Below are 19,195 nucleotides of genomic sequence, written 5' to 3' on the forward strand. Positions count from 1 at the left end.
AGATGACAAAGCTTGAAGAAATAATATCTTGTATTAAAGGAAACAGTGTGTATGTACAGATGCACAATTTTCCAGATCCTGATGCTATAGCAAGTGCATATGGTATGAAGTATCTTTTAAGAGCAGAAGGGATAGATGCACAGATTGTATATAAGGGCAGTATTGAAAATACAGTTACCGCAAAGATGGTAAAGCTTCTTAATATTGATATTCTTGAAGTAAAAAGTGCCTGGGAACTGGATTGTAACAGAGAAGTTATTATTGTTGATGCACAGAATGGCAATGCCAACATAATAGATATGCACTCAGACAAGACAATCTGTATAGACCATCACCCAGTATATAATGACAGCAAATATGTATTTAAGGACATAAGACCAGATGTCGGGGCATGTGCTTCAATCATAGCTTCGTATTATATAGAAAATGATGTTGTTATTGATATTCATATGGCAACGGCACTGCTCTATGGAATAAAGGTTGATACAGCAGATATGAAGCGTGGTGTTACAAAGCTGGATCTTGATATGTTCTATTATCTTTACAACCGTGCAGACCATAAAGTTCTTAATAATCTTGACACAAGCGTAAGACAGTATGACGATTTAAAAGCTTATGCCTATGCAATTGCCAATGTTGATATACAGAATGACATCTGTTTTGCAAGTGCAGGGGACAACTGCAAGGAGTCATTGATTGCCTCTATATGCGATTTTATAATGTCTTTGGATGGTGTTAATCTTGCAATAGTATATTCGGCTAAAGAAGAGGGTATAAAGCTGTCAATAAGAAGTAATGGAAGCTACGATTCGGGAAGAATATCTAATAAAGCATTATGTGATATAGGTAATGGTGGCGGACACGAGCATATGGCTGGTGGTTTTATAAGCTATGATAAGTTAGAAAGAAAAGATGCCGCAGGCATAAGAGAAATCATAAAAAACAGATTTATGTCAGAAGTTAATAAAGTAAATAAATAATAAAAAAGACTTGCATAATATGTATACATATGATATATATAATATATTGAAATACATATTATGCCAGTTGATAATAATAATATTTCAATATTAGTAATCTTAGGCAGTATGTCTTAAGATTAGTGAGTTATCGTTAATGAATAATTAGTTAATATTAACAATTAACAGGCTGATATTGATGATTAGTGAGTTGTTGTTAATAATTGCTGAGCAGTTATTAATGAGTATTCTTTGGTAATATTATGCTCTATAATATTACATTCCCAATTATTTAAAATGTTACAACTAAATAGTATTGCAGGGACTTATGATTATTGTAGTTATTATAATCGTTTTAGTTATGGCTATAGCTTTAGTTATAGTTGTAGTGATAAGTTTGAGAAAGGAAAAGGGTGAGATGTGTTTAGCAGAGTGATAAGTGCGGCTGTATACGGAATTGATGCATATATTGTTAATGTAGAAACAGACGTTGGTTTTGGACTTCCGACATTTGATATGAGTGGAGCACTTGGGTCTAAGGTAAGAGAGGCGAAAGACAGGGTCAGGGTGGCAATTAAGAATTCGGGTATTGAACTTACACCGCAGAAGATAGTTATTAATATATCGCCAGCCAATATAAGAAAGGAGGGCACAATATACGACCTTCCAATTGCAATAGGGATACTGGCGGCAAATGGCTGTTTTGATTTAAAGATATTGGAAAATGTATTGATTATAGGCGAGGTAAGTCTTGACGGAAGCATTAATCCGGTTAAAGGAGTGCTTCCTATGGTATGTGCGGCTAAAGAGGCAGGAATTGACAACTGCATAATTCCGAAGGCTAATATAGCAGAGGGCAGAATTATGAATAATATTAATATATATGGAGTTGAAACGCTAAGCCAGACTATAGAGATATTAAAGAATATAGCCGTAATAGATGGAAGTAGAAAGAATATAAAGCAGGCTGATGTGAAATCTGGTGAATGTAATAAGTCAGATGGCAACATTAATAATGATACTTATAATGTATTGGAACGCTCGCGGGTTAAGTTTACATATGGTTCAGAAGTGAAAAATAATAATCACTCGTGCAGTTATAATATTGATTATAGTGATATATCAGGGCAGGAAGCTGCAAAGCGTGCAACGATGATAGCTGTATCAGGTATGCATAATATAATGTATATAGGTCCACCAGGGAGCGGCAAGACAATGCTTGCCCAGAGAATACCGACAATAATGCCGGATATGGATTATGAGGAGCAGTTAAGGCTTACGAAGATATATAGTGTCGCAGGACTGCTGGATAGTGAGGGTGGAATTATGGTAAAAAGACCATTTAGAAATCCACACCATACAATAACACAGGCGGCGTTGCTTGGAGGAGGAGCTGTGCCAAGACCGGGAGAAATAACGTTATCGGAGGGTGGTGTGTTATTTTTGGATGAGATGACGGAATTTAATCAGGTTATTATGGAAGCGTTAAGACAGCCTTTGGAGGATAAGGTTATAACGCTTGTAAGGGTTAATGCAGCGTATACATATCCAGCACATTTTATGCTTGCAGCAGCTATCAATCCGTGTAAATGCGGCTATTATCCTGACAGGAACAGGTGCCATTGTTCGGAATATGACATAAGAAGATATATAGGAAGAATAAGCAATCCTATGTGGGACAGATTTGATATGTGTGTTAAGGTTGATGAGGTATCCTATGAAGTTATGAGGAATAAGGGAAATGTGGATACTATATATAATTCTACCGATATGAAAAATAAAGTTGAAGCCGCAAGACAAATGCAAAAGGACAGATTCAAAAAGCTTGATATTAATTATAATTCGCAGATGGGAGTGAGGGAAATACATAAATACTGTACATTGAATGTGGAGTGCAATGAGCTTATGGAGAGAATGTATAAGCAGCACCATATGAGTGCCAGGGCATATAATAAAGTTCTAAAGACAGCAAGGACAATCGCTGATCTGAAGGGAAGTGTTAATATAGAAAAAGAGCACCTTACGGAAGCGTTATTCTATAAGAACTGCGAGGTGAAAAGTTGATAAAATATGATGAATTTCTTGAAGAATATTACTGGTATTGGCTTAATAATATTAGAAACATAGGAAGAAGAAAGATTAGTAAGCTGTTGAAAAGATTCGATTCCCCTAAGGAAATATATAACGCTGGCTCAGAATATTTAAAATGCTGCGGATTGTCTTGCAAAGATGCAGAAAATATAATCAGCTCAGTTAAAGATGAACAGATATATAGGGATTATAATGCCTTAGTGAAAAGCAGTATTAAATTCACACATCCGGGGAAAGCGGACTATCCTGCACAGCTTATGGAAATATATGATTATCCATATGGACTATATTATAATGGAAAGCTTCCTGACAGTGATAAGCCTTCAGTGGCAATTGTAGGTTCGAGGCAGGCAAGTCAATATGGAATGATGGTAGCGGCCAGGCTGGCATATGAGATGTCTTCATATGGAATACAGATTATAAGTGGCATGGCTGTTGGGATAGATACTGCCGCACATAAAGGAACACTTGATAATTCAGGATATACTTGTGCAGTATTAGGAAGTGGAGTTGACATTTGTTATCCAGCTTGTAATATAGGGCTGTTTACTGATATAAAAAAGACTGGTGGTGTAATGTCAGAATATCCGGCAGGAGTAAAACCGGTCTGTGGACAGTTTCCGGAAAGAAACAGATTAATAAGCGGTCTGTCTGATGCAGTTGTAGTTGTTGAGGCAAGGGCAAAGAGTGGTTCGTTAATAACTGTAGACCAGGCGTTAGAGCAGAATAAGGATGTATATGTTATACCGGGGAGAGTTGGAGATTCATTAAGTGAGGGCTGTAATGAACTTATAAAATCAGGAGCTTATATAATGACTAAAGCTGAGGATATTTTAGAGTGTGACAGGATAAAAAATAAGCTGTCAGGCATTAACGGTATACCGGAATATCTGCAAAAGTTGGAATCTGTATCACAATTTGAACTTGCAACACCTAAAAATATGGTGTATAGTTGTGTGGATTTGTATCCAGTGGGTATTAATGAACTAATTAATAAGACAGGATTATCATTACAGACAGTAAGCGGTGCCTTAGTTGAATTGGAATTAGAGGGTAAAATCAAAGAGACTGCACATAATTGTTATGCAAGAGTGTAGCTTTTGGTTAATACTAAAAGACAGTAGAATATATTGTTTTGTTAGAGATTAGGCATTGTGGTAGCATATATTAAAGGAGTTAATATTAATGGCAAAGTATCTTGTAATAGTGGAATCACCAGCAAAGGTGAAGACAATTAAAAAGTTTTTGGGTTCTAATTATGAAGTTATGGCATCTCAAGGGCATGTAAGAGATCTTCCGAAAAGCCAGATGGGAATAGATGTGGATAATGATTTTGAGCCTAAATATATTACAATCCGTGGTAAAGGCGAGATACTTGCCGCACTTCGTAAGGAAGCCAAGAAGGCTGATAAAGTATACCTTGCAACCGATCCCGATAGAGAGGGAGAAGCTATATCGTGGCATTTGTCTAAGGCGTTAAAGTTGGAAGATAAGGATATATACAGAATAACATTTAACGAAATTACTAAGACAGCAGTTAAAGCAGCTATAAAAGATGCAAGAAAGATAGATATGAATCTTGTTGATGCACAGCAGGCAAGAAGGGCTCTTGACAGAGTTGTTGGCTACAGTATAAGCCCTGTACTCTGGGCTAAGATAAAGAGAGGTCTTAGTGCAGGACGAGTACAGTCTGTGGCATTGAGAATAATATGTGACAGGGAGAATGAAATAGATGCTTTTATTCCAGAAGAATACTGGACAATGGATGCAGTCTTAGACGTAGAGGGAGAGAAAAAGCCAGTAACTGCCAAGTTCTATGGTGATGTCAATGGAAAGATTGATATCAAGAATAAAGAACAGATGGAAGATATCAAGAAAAAGCTTGAAGGCTGTGAGTATAGCGTTGACAGCATAAAGAGAGGGGAGAAGATTAAGAAGTCCCCACTTCCATTTACAACAAGTACATTACAGCAGGAGGCTTCAAAGACACTTAACTTTGCTACAGCCAAGACTATGCGTATTGCACAGCAGTTATATGAAGGCGTTGATATTGCCGGCAAGGGGACTATTGGTGTCATAACATATTTAAGAACTGATTCTACAAGAGTTGCAGAGGAAGCACAGGCAGCTTCAAAGGAATATATTGAAGCTAATTATGGTGCAGAGTATCTTATGAAAGATGACCTTAAGAAAAAAGAAGATAAAAAGATACAGGATGCCCATGAAGCGATAAGACCAACTGATATTACACTTACTCCAGTTGTTATTAAAGAGTCGTTGTCAAGGGATCAGTTCAGATTATATCAGCTTATATGGAAAAGATTTGTTGCAAGCCAGATGGCACAGGCTGTATATGAGACAACTTCTGTTAAGATAGCTGCTGGTGATTACCGCTTTAATATATCAGCTTCAAAGCTCTCATTTGATGGTTTTATGTCTGTATACAAGAGTGATGATGACAAGGAAGAGGCTAATGCTTTAGTAAAAGGTATTGATGAGAATTCAAAGCTTTCTTTGGAAGAACTTAAGGAAGTACAGCATTTTACACAGCCACCAGCACATTTTACGGAAGCTTCATTAGTAAAGGCTCTTGAGGAGCTTGGAATAGGAAGACCAAGTACTTATGCTCCTACAATATCAACTATAATTGCAAGACATTACATCGCTAAGGAACAGAAAAATCTTTATGTAACAGAGCTTGGAAAGGCTGTTAATGACTCAATGATGAAAGCATTTCCGCAGATAGTTGATGTCAACTTTACAGCTAATATGGAGTCGCTTCTTGATGGAGTTGCTGACGGAGATGTTAAGTGGAAAGAGCTTATAAAGAATTTCTATCCAGATTTAAAGGAGTCTGTTGATAAGGCAGAAAAGGATCTTGAAAATGTAAAGATAGAAGATGAAGTTACAGATGTAATATGTGACCAATGTGGACGTAATATGGTTATAAAATATGGTCCACATGGCAAGTTCTTAGGGTGTCCTGGATTTCCAGAGTGCCACAATACCAAGCCATATCTTGAAAAGATTGGTGTTGCCTGCCCAAAGTGTGGTAAGGATATAATTCTTAAGAAGACTAAGAAAGGAAGGATGTTCTATGGTTGTGAGGGATATCCGGAATGTGATTTTATGAGCTGGCAGAGACCATCGGATAAGAAGTGTCCTAAGTGCGGTGGCATAATGCTAATAAAAGGCAACAAGCTTGTATGTGCCAATGAAGAGTGCGGTTATATATTAGATACTGCTAAAAATGATAATTGATATGTAACATATATCAAATTAAAAAGTGATAATGAACAATTTGGGTATGTTTTACAGAGAATTGTCAGATAAAATGTGGTAAATTAGTTGAAAATTCAAAAGTTGTGTGATAGTATTTGATTATACAGATGTTTATCGGTGTAATTTAATATATGGAGGAATAAAAGATGAGTGTACAACTTTTGGATAAGACAAGAAAAATTAACAAGCTTCTGCATAACAATCATTCTGCAAGAGTTGAATTCAATGATATGTGTGCAGTGTTAAGCGGTATACTTGAGTCTAATATTCTTGTTATAAGCAGAAAAGGTAAAGTCCTTGGCACTGGATACTATGAGGGTGTTGAAGTAATCAGTGAGCTTGTATATGATAAGGTAGGCGGCTTTGTTGATGAGATGCTTAACGAAAGATTGTTAAGTGTATTGTCAACCAAGGAGAATGTTAATCTTTCAACATTAGGATTTACAATTGAGAATGTAAAGAAGTTTCAGGCGTTAATTGCTCCTGTGGAGATAGCTGGAGAGAGGCTTGGAACATTATTTATGTATAAGAGTGACAGCTCATATGAAATAGACGATATTATTTTAAGCGAGTATGGCACGACAGTAGTTGGACTTGAGATGATGCGTTCAGTTAATGAAGAGACTGCAGAAGAAAGCAGAAAGAAGAAGATAGTAAGATCAGCTATTGATACACTGTCAACATCTGAACTTGATGCTATTAAGAGTATATTTAAAGAACTTGATGGCAATGAAGGAACGCTTGTCGCAAGTAAGATTGCTGATAATGTCGGCATAACAAGATCAGTAATTGTCAATGCTTTAAGAAAATTTGAGAGTGCGGGTGTTATTGACTGCAAGTCATCAGGAATGAAAGGAACATATATAAAAGTCGTTAATGAATATGTGTTTGAAGAGCTTTCTAAACTTGATGATTAATTATTTATGATATATGCGGATGGGTAATTGCATATATAAAGCAATTATTAATGGATTGTTTGTATGGTTATAGAGGGAGAGAGCTGTTGTCAGCTCTTTCTTTTTTATTTTAGTAATAAAATATTAAGTGTTTTTGTAAAAATACAGCAAAATATTCAAAAAGATAAAAAAAAACTTGTTTTTTTGTCGTAAATTATTATAATGGTAGTTAGTGTAATTATGTTTAATGTCCATAATTGGAAAGGGGTATATATGAGCTCGGGAATGTTTGGTTATGTAGATGTATTAAAGACCGCAGCTGATGCAAGCTGGGCGAGAGAGGAAGTATTGACTAATAATATAGCTAATGTTGATACACCTAATTACAAAAGACAGGATGTGGAATTTACTACTTATTTAAAGTCTGCATTGAGCCGTTCAGGAGGAGATTCAACATCTCTTACTAACAGAGTTAACAATATTAATTATAATGATGTTACTATGAGAACTTATACTGATAATTCTACTTTATCATACAGATTAGATGGTAATAATGTGGATTTATCAACAGAGAATGTTGAACTTGCATCAGAACAGCTTAATTATAATGGCTTGATTGACAGTATGAATAATGAATTTACACGTTTTAAAGCGGTACTTAAGTAATAAGACTGGTTAGTTTACTAAAGAAGTTAATATTTATTTAAAGCGGGATTGGAGGATTATTGATATGTCAATGTTTGCGGCATTTAATATAAGTGCATCAGGAATGACAGCACAGCAGTTAAGAACAGATGTTATTTCACAGAATATAGCTAATGCTAATACTACAAGAACAAGTGACGGAACAGCATATGTTAAGAAGTCGGTTGTATTTACAGAAAAGACTGTTACATCAGGTATGGCTGGAAGGTCAGTTTATTCATCATCAGGAACAACATTTGCAGATGCGTTAAGAGCAGCTAATGGTGGAGTAGTGGGCAGCGGTGTTAAAGTTACATCTATATATGATGATACTTCTACAGATATGAATATGGTATATGACCCATCTCATCCGGATGCAGATGAGAATGGATATGTTACATATCCTAATGTTAATGTTGTTCAGGAGATGACAGACCTTATAGATGCATCAAGGTCATATGAAGCTAATATTTCAGCATTTAACTCAAGTAAAGATATGGCATCAAAGGGACTTACTATCGGACAGTCATAATTCAGGGATTGAATTATATCATCAGATAAAAGATTAATTAATATAGATTGGATGGAGGAATTGTGATATGGATTTAACAACAGCAGTTAATTCGCTTGGGAGTGATTATGTTAATAAGGTGTCTGACCTTTTAACTAATAAGACTAATACAGCTTCAGGCACAACAGATGACTCATCATTTGATTCAGTATTTAATGCTGTTTCGGGACTATTGGATAGTACCAATTCATATATTCAGCAGGCACAGCAGGCGGAAGTTGATTATGCACTTGGTAATATGACTAATACACACGAGTTAGGAGTGTATCAGCAGAAAGCTAATATTGCCCTGCAATATACAGTTGCAATAAGAGATAAAGCACTTGAGGCATATAAAGAAATAATGAATATGCAGATATAATTACTTAGGAGTTAATAATGGCAGATAAATTGAAACAGATCCCTCAGAAGTTATTAGACATCTGGAAGAGTTGGTCAGTAAAACAAAGAGTATTAATAATAGGTTCAATCGTTGCTTTTATAGCGGTTGTGAGCATAGTGGCAATTGTGCTTACAAGACCTAAGTATGAGGTACTTGTAACGTGTGAAGATTATACAGAGATGAATTCGGTAACTACACTGCTTACGGACAATAATCACAAATATAAAATTAATAATATGGTAGTAAGTGTTAATTCCAAAGAGCTTACAGCCTGTAAAATGCTTCTTGCAAGCCAGAATATACAGTCAGATGGCTATACATTTGAAGATGCTATGAAGAGAAGCTTTACAACAACAGATTCGGACAGTACCAAGCAGTATGCCCATTATCTTGAGACTAAGCTAGAGGGCGATCTTAAGGATATGGACGGAGTTAAGGATGCTTCCGTTACAATTAATATGCCTGAGAAGACTAATTCATTTTATCAGGCAGCATCAGATGCTACAGTAGCAGTTAAACTCGTTACAACAAAGGATATTAATGAAGATGCAGCTGAGAGTATGGCTTCGCTTCTTGCTATGGCGGTTGGCAATGATTCAACTAAGAGCATTACTATTATAGATAACAAAGGTAATACATTATTTAATGGAGCTGCTGGTAATAATTCAACATCAGGTGTGGGAATGAACAGCAAGTTAAAGTACAAATCACAGATTGAAGCTACAACAAGCAGTTCGCTTCTTAGAAATATTGTTTCAACAGGATTATATGATGATGCTGTTATAACACTTAATTATGAACTTGACTGGAATACAGTTAATACAATTGCAAAAGAATATACAGCACAGGAAGGAAGAGAAGAAGGGTTATACAGTCATTCTTATGAACAGGAGTCTGTAGGTACTAATGGTGCAAGTGGTACACCTGGTACAACAAGTAACAGTGGAACAACATATGATATTACAGATGGTACAACATCAACATCTACATATACTGTTAAGGAATATGATTATCTTCCTAACGAGCTTGTAACAACAACTAATACAGACCCAGGTGCTATAGTGAAAAATGGTTCATCTATAGCTGTAACACTTATTAAGAATGTTACATATGAAGAGACACAGGCTAAGAAGCTTGGTTATCTTGATGGAAAAGACTGGGATACATTTAAGAGTGAGAATTCTGAACCAGTAACACTTAATGTTGATAATTCGTGGGTGGATATTATATCAAAGGGTACAGGTATTGACCCGGCTAATATATCAGTAGTGGCTTACCAGAAGAATTCATTCCAGGATAAGGCTTCAAGCAATATATTAAGCAAGGCATCGTTCTGGGTACAGATTGTACTTGCAGCTGCAATACTTGGAATCCTTGTGCTTGTGATTATTAGAAGTGCAAGACCTCTTACAGTGGAAGAAAAAGAACCAGAGCTTTCTGTTGAGGAAATGCTTGCTTCTACGAGAGAGAACCAGCCATCAGTTGACGATATTGACTTACAGGAGAAGTCAGAGACGAGAAAGGCAATCGAGAAGTTCGTGGACGAGAATCCAGAAGCTGTTGCATTGCTATTGCGTAACTGGCTTAATGAAGATTGGAATTAATGATTTGATTTGGGAGTGAGGATAAATGGCACGACAGAACGCTAACGGCGAAAAAAATATGGATGGAGTTGAAAAGGCTGCGATACTTCTTATAGCACTTGGACCTGAGAAATCAGCACAGATTTTCAAGCATCTTAAAGAAGACGAAATAGAACAGCTTACACTTGAAATTGCTAATACTAGCAGTGTATCTCCACAGACAAAAGAGCAGGTGCTCAATGATTTCTATGAAGTGTGTCTTGCACAGCAGTATATTGCAGAAGGTGGTATCGGATACGCTAAAGAGCTTCTTGAGAAGTCTTTAGGAGAAGAAAAGGCAAAGGCTGTTATAGGAAAACTTACAGCAAGCCTTCAGGTACGTCCATTCGAATTTATCAGAAGAACAGATTCTTCACAGCTGCTCAACTTTATACAGGATGAGCATCCACAGACTATTGCTCTTATATTATCATACCTTCCTCCTTCACAGGCATCGGCAGTTATATCATCTTTGCCACCTGAAAAGCAGGCAGATGTTGCAAGGAGAATAGCCCAGATGGATAGAACATCACCAGATGTTATCAAGCAGGTTGAAAAGGTACTTGAGAAGAAGCTTGCTTCTTTAGTAAATCAGGATTACACAATTGTTGGTGGTGTGGATGCCATTGTTGAAATCCTCAATTCTGTTGACAGAGGAACAGAAAGACATATTATGGAAACTCTCGAAGTCGAAGAGCCAGAGCTTGCTGATGAAATCCGTAAGAAAATGTTCGTATTTGAAGATATTCTTTCGCTTGATGACAGAGCAATCCAGAGAGTTCTTAGAGATGTTGATAATGGAGATCTTGCTCTTGCCCTTAAGGGAGCTGCAGAAGAAGTTCAGAATGTTATTCTTAATAATCTTTCAAAGCGTCTTGCTGTTATGATAAAGGAAGATATGGAATATATGGGACCTGTTCGTATGAAGGATGTTGAAGAGGCACAGCAGAAGATTGTTAATATTATAAGAAAGCTTGAAGATTCAGCAGAGATTGTTATTGCAAGAGGCGGAGGTGACGAGATAATTGTCTAATCTGTTAAAAAGAGGCACTACAGTAAGTAGTGATGAGAGAGTTATAGATTATAACGACCTTGTTAAAAGTAAGTTAAAGCATATTATAGAAATTCAGAATAACAAAGATAATGTTGATGCAGACGGTTTTGTTAATGGACTTAAGGCAGATGTTGTAGAACAGCTGCTCACAGGTTCAGAAGACGATATGAATGAAGAAGCGGCAACTGATGCCAGTTATGAAGCACAAGCTGCTTCAATAATAGAGAATGCCAGCAACGAAGCACAGAGTATCAAGGATGAGGCTAATGAAATTCTTGCACAGGCACATATGGAGGCGGACAGGCTTTTACAAGAAGCTAAGAAGCAAGGATACCAACAAGGTGCAGAAGGTGCAAGACAGGAATACGAAGATAAGGCGGCTCAGCTTGCAAGAGATTATGAAGCAAAGGCTGAACAGTTAACAAATGAATATGAACAGCTTAAAGCAGCTATTGAGCCAGAGCTTGTTAATACAATAACTGATGTATTCAGAAAAGTTACAAGAGTTGTATCTGATGATAATCAGGATATAATACTTGGCCTTATCGGTAATGTCCTTAAGAATGCAGAGACAAGCAATGATTTTGTTATTAAGGTTTCACCAGAAGATTATAAGTTCTTAACAAATAATCAGGGCAAGATATATTGTGCGGTATCTAAAGAGATTAATCTTGATATTGTTGCAGATACAACAATGAAGAAGAATGAATGTATAATAGAGACAGATGCAGGTGTATTTGACTGTAGCCTTGATATAGAACTTAACAATCTTATTAAGGATATTAAGTTGTTAAGCTGTATGTAAGTTATAAAGCTATATAAAATGATAATTATATGGCAGGTACTCTGGCATATTGTTATACAGATACAGGGAGGAAGAAGATTTGTCACTACTAAATATAGATAAATATTATTCTTTGACAGAGAAATCTTTCTATAAGAAGCTTGGAAAGGTTACTAAGATTGTAGGTCTTACAATAGAGTCAATAGGACCGGATGCCAAGCTTAATGATTTATGTAAAATTTACTCAGCTGACAGAAGTCAGGTGTTATTTGCAGAGGTGGTAGGATTTAAGGATTCTAGAGTTCTTCTTATGCCATTTGATGTTGTTGATGGAATTGGACCTGGAAGTATTGTTGAGAATACTGAAAAACCATTAGAGGTTAAGGTTGGAGATGATATTTTAGGACATACTTTAGATGGACTTGGCAATCCTACAGACGGTGCAGAGCTTAACCTTGAGAGTGCTTATTCGGTAGAAGCTGCACCACCAGATCCTATGGAAAGAGAGATTATCAGTGAAATTCTTCCACTTGGAGTTAAGGCAGTTGATGGCCTGCTTACAGTAGGTAAAGGACAGAGAATTGGCATATTTGCAGGTAGTGGTGTAGGTAAGAGTACATTGCTAGGTATGTTTGCAAGAAATACAAAGGCAGATATTAATGTTATTGCACTTATAGGCGAGCGAGGCAGGGAAGTAAGAGAATTTGTTGAGAGGGATTTAGGTCCTGAAGGTATGAAACGAAGTGTTCTTGTAGTTGCTACATCAGATAAGCCGGCACTTATAAGAAATAAGGCTGCTAAGACAGCGACAGCTATTGCAGAATATTTCAGGGATCAGGGAAAAGATGTTCTTCTTATGATGGATTCATTGACACGTTTCTCTATGGCACAAAGAGAGATTGGACTTGCATCTGGTGAACCACCTGTTACAAGAGGTTATCCACCGAGTGTATATAGTGAGATGCCTAAGCTGCTTGAGAGAGCAGGTATGTCAGATAAAGGCTCAATTACAGGTCTGTATACAGTTCTTGTTGATGGTGATGATTTTAATGAACCTATTACAGATACGGCAAGAAGTATCCTTGATGGTCATATAATGCTTTCAAGAAAGTTAGGACATAAGAATCATTATCCTGCTATTGATGTGCTTCAAAGTATATCAAGATGTATGAGCCAGATAGTATCCAAGGAACATAAGAAAGCAGCAGGCAGGTTAAAGACAGTGCTTGCTACATATAATGAAGCGGAAGACCTTATTAATATTGGGGCTTATAAGAGCGGCTCGAACAGGAATATTGATTATGCGATATCCAAGATAGATGCTGTTAACAGATTTCTTATGCAGCAGACAGATGAGAAGTTCTCACTGGATGAAGAATTGAATGCTTTATATGATTTGTTCAGTGATTATGAGGATTTTGAGAATGGAAGCCTGAAGCTTGGCGAACAGCCAAAAGCACCACAGAGAGCACAGGCAAGACGATAAATGTTGAAATCTTAATATATCTAATGTAAATATATACCAATTATCGATAAGTTGTGATAAAATATAACAGGTATGAGGGCTGATATAATATGGCAAAATTCATATATAGTATGCAGAATGTACTTAACATAAAAGAAAGAATGGAGACGCAGGCTAAGACAGAATATGCCCAGATGCTTGGAGCACTTCATGATGAGGAAGTGAAGATGCACAATATTATGTCAACACTTAATTCGTATAAGGTACAGGCTTCGCAGCTATCTATAGGAAAGCTTGATATAGCTAAGATCAGAAGATGTAATGAAGCTATTAAGATTACAGAAGATATGGCAAAGAACCAGGCTGTAATGGTTAAGCTGGCGGAAAGAAATGTTGAGGCTTCAATGAAGCGTCTTGCAGATGCAGTTAAGGAAAGAAAAGTTCAGGAAAAGCTGAAAGAAAAGGCTTTTGAGCAGTTCCTACAGGAGCTTAATGCACAGGAGATGAAAGAGATTGATGAAGTTGTAAGCTTTAATTATAATGATAGAGAAGAAGACGAATAAACGGAGAGCAGATTACTATGGCAAAGAAGAAATCCAAGGAAGAATTAGATATTGATGACAGCTTAGATCTGAATGATGAAGAAGAAAGTTCAGGCGGCAATAAGCTTCTTAACGCATTTATTGTAGTGGTTGTAATTGCTATATGGCTTGTCATATTTGGCTTGTTGATAAAGATGAATGTCGGTGGAATAGGAAGTATGCTAAGACCATTCCTTAAGAATGTTCCAGTTATCAACAGAATTCTTCCAGAGGCAACAGATGAAGAGATAGCTGAAGAGACAGGAAGCAAGTATAAGAATCTTGCTGAGGCAATAGACAGAATTAATGAACTCGAAGCAGAACTTGCACAGTATAAGGATGCAGGAACAGCTGATTCATCAACAATTGCTGATTTACAGGCAGAGATTGCCAGATTAAAAGTATTTGAAGATAACGCACAGTATTATCAGGATTTAAAGGATAAGTTCGACAGGGAAGTTGTCTATACAGATAATGCACCAGATATATCCAATTACAAATCGTGGTATGAGTCTATAGATGCAGATAATGCGGCAGAATTATATAAGCAGGTTATAAAAGATCTTGAGTATTCTCAGAAGATTAAGGACTGGGCAGAGGCATATGCTAAGATGGATGCAGCCAGTGCCGCTGCAATTCTTGAAGAGATGACAGGTGATACGAACCTTGTATCACAGATATTACAGTGTATGACATCTAAGCAGAGAGCAGCTGTACTTGCAGAGATGGATCCGGTATATGCAGCTAAGATTACAAAGATTACTCATCCATAATATTTTGGTAATCAGACATAATGTCTTATTACATATAATCATTACAAGAAAGGAGGAATACATATGGTTAGTCCAGCAGTAGTTGGAACAGGCAGCACCAATAAGGTGTCTGGAACTGCACAGACTAAGGCATCAGCTAAGAAATCGGGCGATTTCAAGTCAGTGATGGCAGATTCTCTTGCAAATGGGGCAACTAATGGTAATATTGGCAAGACTAATATCAAAGATAACCTTATTAATGTTCAGAATACTAACACTAATAAGATATCTGCAAAGAATAATACATCAGAAGATAAGAGCAGTGTTACAGGTTCGGCTAAGAATGCTGATACATCTAGTATATCAGATGTTAATTCCAAGGCAGATAATAAAGATGTCACAGATACAGTAAAAGAAGTGTGCGAAGATATTAAAGATGCTATTAAAGAAGAATTCGATGTATCAGATGAAGACATCAAAGTGGCTATGGAGTTACTTGGGCTTACAGCACTGGATCTTCTTTCAACTGCCAAAGTAGCAGAGCTTATTGAACAGCTTACAGGAACAGATGCACTTACACTAATAACTAATGAGGATATGATGCAGAGCTTTAATAACATTATCAATGTTGTGGATGAAGCTAATGCTGATATAGCAGGTATGCTTGGAGTTAAGACAGAAGAAGTTGGAATTGTTCTTGGACAGAACGATATAGCACCTGTAGTTAATTCAGAAGATACAGCTAAGCAGGATAATGTTAAAGAATCAGATGCTAAGAATGCAGATGATAATATTAACCAGACAGTAGATAATCAGGAAAGCTTAAGTGAAGTTCTTGCTAAGAAGATTACAACAGAAAGCGATGGCAAGGCAAAGAATAATATGTCGGAGTCTAACGAAGCCAACAACAAAGTTACATATGCTGATGTTGCGGATAATATGATATCTAATATTACAGATACATTTGCTGACATTATAACAGAAGATATTTCAACGGTTAAAGAAGCCGACATCGTCAATCAGGTTATAGACAGTGTAAAGCTTATGGCATCAAGAGAACTTACAAGTATGGAAGTTATGCTTAATCCAGAACATCTTGGAAGCGTGCACATTACAGTTACAGCCCGCAACGGAATTGTCTCTGCACAGATTGCAGCTCAGAATGAGCAGGTAAAGACAGCACTTGAGAACCAGATGGTTACATTAAGGGAGCAGTTTGAAAGTCAGGGACTTAAAGTTGATGCTGTGGAGATTACAGTTATGGCACATAGCTTTGAAGCAGGCCAGAATTTCGGACAGAGTGAATCTGAAAGAAAGCAGGGCGAAAGCAAGGTGCATAGAAAGCTTGATCTTTCTTCATTTGATGATGAATTAGAAGAAGATTTAGAGAGTACAGCTCCAGCACCTAAGGCAGAGGGAAGCAGTGTTGAATATCTTGCATAGAACAAAGACATGTATTAAATTACTATTTTAATTGAATAAAGAAAGGAGAACACATATGGCAGTAGATTCATCTAATGCAGTATCGCAAAGCCAGATTATCAGTTCTACATCTAAGACAACGAATACTAAGAAGTCTAACACACTTAATATGGAGAACTTCTTGAGCCTTTTAGTAGCAGAAATGCAGAATCAGGATCCGCTTGAACCAACAAGTAATTCAGATTATATGGCTCAGATGGCAACATTCTCACAGGTAGAAGCTACAACAGAGATGAATGAAAAAGTGCTTAGCCAGACAGCATCTAATCTTATTGGTAAAGCTGTTATTGTAAAGACAGATATGAATACATCTGGCTATGCTGGTGGTGTGGTTAATGGCTGGCAGGAGATTGATGGTATAATATATCTTGGTATTAACGGCGGTCTTTATGATATTAATGATGTTGATCAGGTGATTGACAAAGATTACTATGAAAAATGGAATGCATCTAATGGTTCTAATAGTTCATCTGGAAGTACAGACAGCACAACAGGCAGTACTGATTCAACAGATGATAAAAAGGACAGCACAGATTCTACTGATAAGTCAGAAGCAGCTGGGTCAGAAGAATAGAATTCGTACAGGAAAGGGATTGAATGTACATAATGCTTTAATTTAATTGATGTAAGATGGGAGATGTCTATGAATAATATACTCAATGGCAGCGTTACTTCAATTGAAAGAATGGCAGAGGTTATCAGTAAGAGAAAGAAACAGGATGTTAATGCCACATATGATGGCCCTTCATTTACTGAAATATTAAGTCGTCAGCAGTCAATTGATGAGCTTGTCGCAGACAGAACTTCAGGTGTAGCATATGGGCTTAAATTCACTAAACATGCAGATGCAAGACTTGAACAGAGAGATATAAGACTAACTGACGAACAGATGATAAGGCTTGAAGAGGGAACGAAGAAGGCATATAGCAAAGGAATCAAAGAGTCTTTGGTTCTTGTTGATAATCTTGCGTTCATAGTCAATACTGATAAGAAGACAGTAATAACAGCTATTGACCAGAATTCAAGTGATGACAACATTTATACCAATATTGATGGCGCAGTAGTTATGTAACAGGACCGGTAAGGATGTTATTCATCTCTGACTGACAGATGAGATGATACGCCTCAATGTTTAATAAGAATATTAAATAACGCGGTTACGCAGTATGGAGGAATAATATTATGATGAGAGCATTGTTCTCTGGTGTGTCAGGCTTAAAATCACATCAGACAAGAATGGATGTTATAGGTAATAACATTGCAAATGTTAATACAGTAGCTTACAAATCACAGTCGATGACATTTAGTGAAGTGTTTTACCAGACAACACAGACAGCTACAGGACCTAATGCCGATACAGGTAAAGGTGGTACTAATGCTATGCAGATTGGTCTTGGCTCTTCAGTGGGTTCTATATCAACAGCAATGACAACAGAAGGTGCAACAGAGAGAACAGATAATGCAACTGATCTCGCTATTACAGGCTGTAACGCATTCTTTATTGTAAGCAGCGGTGGTAATACATATTTTACAAGAGCTGGTAACTTTACAAAGGATGAGTCAGGTGCATTGGTTACACAGTCTGGTGCAAGCGTACTTGGATGGCAGGTTGACAGCGAGACTGGTGAGATATTAAAGGATAAGGTATCACCTCTTTATCTTGAAAGTGATGCTGTTAAATATACATTACCAGAAAGAACAACAGGACTTACACTTGCTGGTAATATTAATTCAACAGAGTCTGATGATGTAACAACAACGCTTAACTTCTATGACAGCCTTGGTAGTTTATATCAGGCAACAGTAGTTCTTCATAAGGAAGGACAGACAGGTAATGATGTTACATACTCAATAACAGCATCTTCAATAACAAAGGATGGCGAAAAGACAGACCTTACACTTACAACAAGTAACACACTTGTGTTTAATTCAGTTACAGGTCTTTCTAATGAAGCTAATGCTAATATTGAATTTACAGTTGAGAGTCCAACAGCTAATGATCCACAGCTTGATAATATTGGTGCTGAAGGAACTCATATATTAACTGTTGATATGTCAGGAATTAAGATGATAGCAGATAAGTCATCAATCAAACAGACATATGGTATCAAGGATGCAACAACTGGCAATTATATTGGTGGTGGTAAGGCTGTTGGTACAATGACATCTTACGGTATTGATACAATGGGTAGAATTAATGCAAGCTATAGCAATGGTGATGTTAAGACTATTGGACAGATAGCTGTAACAGAATTCAATAACCCTGGTGGTCTTGAGAAGGTTGGAGAGAACTTATACGCTGCAACACTTAACTCAGGTGAGTTCGATGGAATAGGAAAAGATATATCAGCTACAAAGGGTAAGATCCAGTCGGGAGTATTAGAGATGTCTAATGTGGATCTTGCACAGGAATTCACTACAATGATAACAACTCAGAGAGGCTATCAGGCTAACTCAAGGATTATTACAGTATCAGATACTTTGCTTGAGGAGCTTATTAATCTTAAGAGATAATTAAGGTTATCATAACAAAGCGATTCATATTTATGGAACGCTACAGAAGAGTATTCTGCCGCGTTCCATTATTTTA

At 36.9% G+C, this 19,195-nt stretch carries 18 protein-coding genes; all 18 read left to right on the top strand.

Translation table 11 applies throughout. From position 1 onward, the window contains the following. Window positions 1-2: 2 nt before the first annotated feature. The 18 genes from WMO14_RS00395 to WMO14_RS00480 all read left to right on the top strand — a co-directional run bounded on the left by WMO14_RS00395 (window position 3) and on the right by WMO14_RS00480 (window position 19,119). Window positions 3-980 carry a DHH family phosphoesterase gene (locus WMO14_RS00395; protein ID WP_022502721.1) on the top strand — a complete coding sequence of 326 codons (978 nt, stop codon included), beginning with the start codon at window positions 3-5 and terminating at the stop codon, window positions 978-980. A gap of 399 nt (window positions 981-1,379) precedes the next feature. After that, window positions 1,380-3,023: a YifB family Mg chelatase-like AAA ATPase gene (locus tag WMO14_RS00400; RefSeq protein ID WP_349153088.1), complete on the top strand. Its 1,644-nt coding sequence runs from the start codon at window positions 1,380-1,382 to the stop codon at window positions 3,021-3,023. Next, on the top strand, window positions 3,020-4,147 hold the full coding sequence (gene dprA / locus WMO14_RS00405) for a DNA-processing protein DprA (RefSeq protein ID WP_022502719.1): 1,128 nt from the start codon (window positions 3,020-3,022) through the stop codon (window positions 4,145-4,147). The genes WMO14_RS00400 and dprA overlap by 4 nt, the downstream gene beginning before the upstream one ends. 88 nt (window positions 4,148-4,235) lie before the next feature. Next, complete coding sequence (gene topA, locus WMO14_RS00410; protein ID WP_349153089.1) at window positions 4,236-6,311, top strand: type I DNA topoisomerase; 2,076 nt, start codon at window positions 4,236-4,238, stop codon at window positions 6,309-6,311. 167 nt (window positions 6,312-6,478) lie between these two features. Beyond that, window positions 6,479-7,249: a GTP-sensing pleiotropic transcriptional regulator CodY gene (codY, locus tag WMO14_RS00415; protein WP_022502717.1), complete on the top strand. Its 771-nt coding sequence runs from the start codon at window positions 6,479-6,481 to the stop codon at window positions 7,247-7,249. A gap of 252 nt (window positions 7,250-7,501) precedes the next feature. Further along, entirely contained in the window at window positions 7,502-7,894 is a 393-nt protein-coding gene (gene flgB / locus WMO14_RS00420) for a flagellar basal body rod protein FlgB (protein ID WP_022502716.1), read from the top strand. Window positions 7,895-7,958: 64 nt separating this feature from the next. Beyond that, window positions 7,959-8,444 (top strand): flagellar basal body rod protein FlgC, encoded by a 486-nt coding sequence (gene flgC, locus WMO14_RS00425; RefSeq protein WP_022502715.1) that lies wholly within the window; start codon window positions 7,959-7,961, stop codon window positions 8,442-8,444. 67 nt (window positions 8,445-8,511) lie between these two features. Then, window positions 8,512-8,844 (top strand): flagellar hook-basal body complex protein FliE, encoded by a 333-nt coding sequence (gene fliE, locus WMO14_RS00430; protein ID WP_022502714.1) that lies wholly within the window; start codon window positions 8,512-8,514, stop codon window positions 8,842-8,844. A gap of 17 nt (window positions 8,845-8,861) precedes the next feature. After that, window positions 8,862-10,469 (top strand): flagellar basal-body MS-ring/collar protein FliF, encoded by a 1,608-nt coding sequence (fliF, locus tag WMO14_RS00435; protein ID WP_022502713.1) that lies wholly within the window; start codon window positions 8,862-8,864, stop codon window positions 10,467-10,469. Between the two features lie 25 nt (window positions 10,470-10,494). Continuing rightward, window positions 10,495-11,520 (top strand): flagellar motor switch protein FliG, encoded by a 1,026-nt coding sequence (gene fliG / locus WMO14_RS00440; RefSeq protein ID WP_055174387.1) that lies wholly within the window; start codon window positions 10,495-10,497, stop codon window positions 11,518-11,520. Continuing rightward, a complete protein-coding gene (locus WMO14_RS00445; RefSeq protein WP_055307031.1) occupies window positions 11,513-12,346 on the top strand; it encodes a FliH/SctL family protein in 834 nt (277 codons plus the stop codon). Before fliG ends, WMO14_RS00445 begins: the two co-directional genes overlap by 8 nt. 79 nt (window positions 12,347-12,425) lie before the next feature. After that, window positions 12,426-13,811 (top strand): flagellar protein export ATPase FliI, encoded by a 1,386-nt coding sequence (fliI, locus tag WMO14_RS00450; RefSeq protein ID WP_022502710.1) that lies wholly within the window; start codon window positions 12,426-12,428, stop codon window positions 13,809-13,811. Between the two features lie 89 nt (window positions 13,812-13,900). Continuing rightward, window positions 13,901-14,353 carry a flagellar export protein FliJ gene (gene fliJ / locus WMO14_RS00455; protein WP_022502709.1) on the top strand — a complete coding sequence of 151 codons (453 nt, stop codon included), beginning with the start codon at window positions 13,901-13,903 and terminating at the stop codon, window positions 14,351-14,353. Between the two features lie 17 nt (window positions 14,354-14,370). Then, window positions 14,371-15,144, top strand: a complete 774-nt coding sequence (locus WMO14_RS00460; protein WP_055174390.1) for a MotE family protein — start codon at window positions 14,371-14,373, stop codon at window positions 15,142-15,144. Window positions 15,145-15,207: 63 nt separating this feature from the next. Continuing rightward, entirely contained in the window at window positions 15,208-16,566 is a 1,359-nt protein-coding gene (locus WMO14_RS00465) for a flagellar hook-length control protein FliK (RefSeq protein WP_055174392.1), read from the top strand. A 55-nt stretch (window positions 16,567-16,621) separates the two neighbouring features. Then, a complete protein-coding gene (locus WMO14_RS00470) occupies window positions 16,622-17,179 on the top strand; it encodes a flagellar hook assembly protein FlgD (protein WP_055174395.1) in 558 nt (185 codons plus the stop codon). 69 nt (window positions 17,180-17,248) lie between these two features. Continuing rightward, entirely contained in the window at window positions 17,249-17,677 is a 429-nt protein-coding gene (locus tag WMO14_RS00475; RefSeq protein ID WP_055174398.1) for a TIGR02530 family flagellar biosynthesis protein, read from the top strand. Window positions 17,678-17,787: 110 nt separating this feature from the next. Continuing rightward, window positions 17,788-19,119 carry a flagellar hook protein FlgE gene (locus WMO14_RS00480; protein ID WP_349153090.1) on the top strand — a complete coding sequence of 444 codons (1,332 nt, stop codon included), beginning with the start codon at window positions 17,788-17,790 and terminating at the stop codon, window positions 19,117-19,119. Window positions 19,120-19,195: the final 76 nt, after the last annotated feature.

The organism is Lachnospira rogosae (ex Hitch et al. 2025), from assembly GCF_040096455.1.
GTDB classification, from domain to species: domain Bacteria; phylum Bacillota; class Clostridia; order Lachnospirales; family Lachnospiraceae; genus Lachnospira; species Lachnospira rogosae.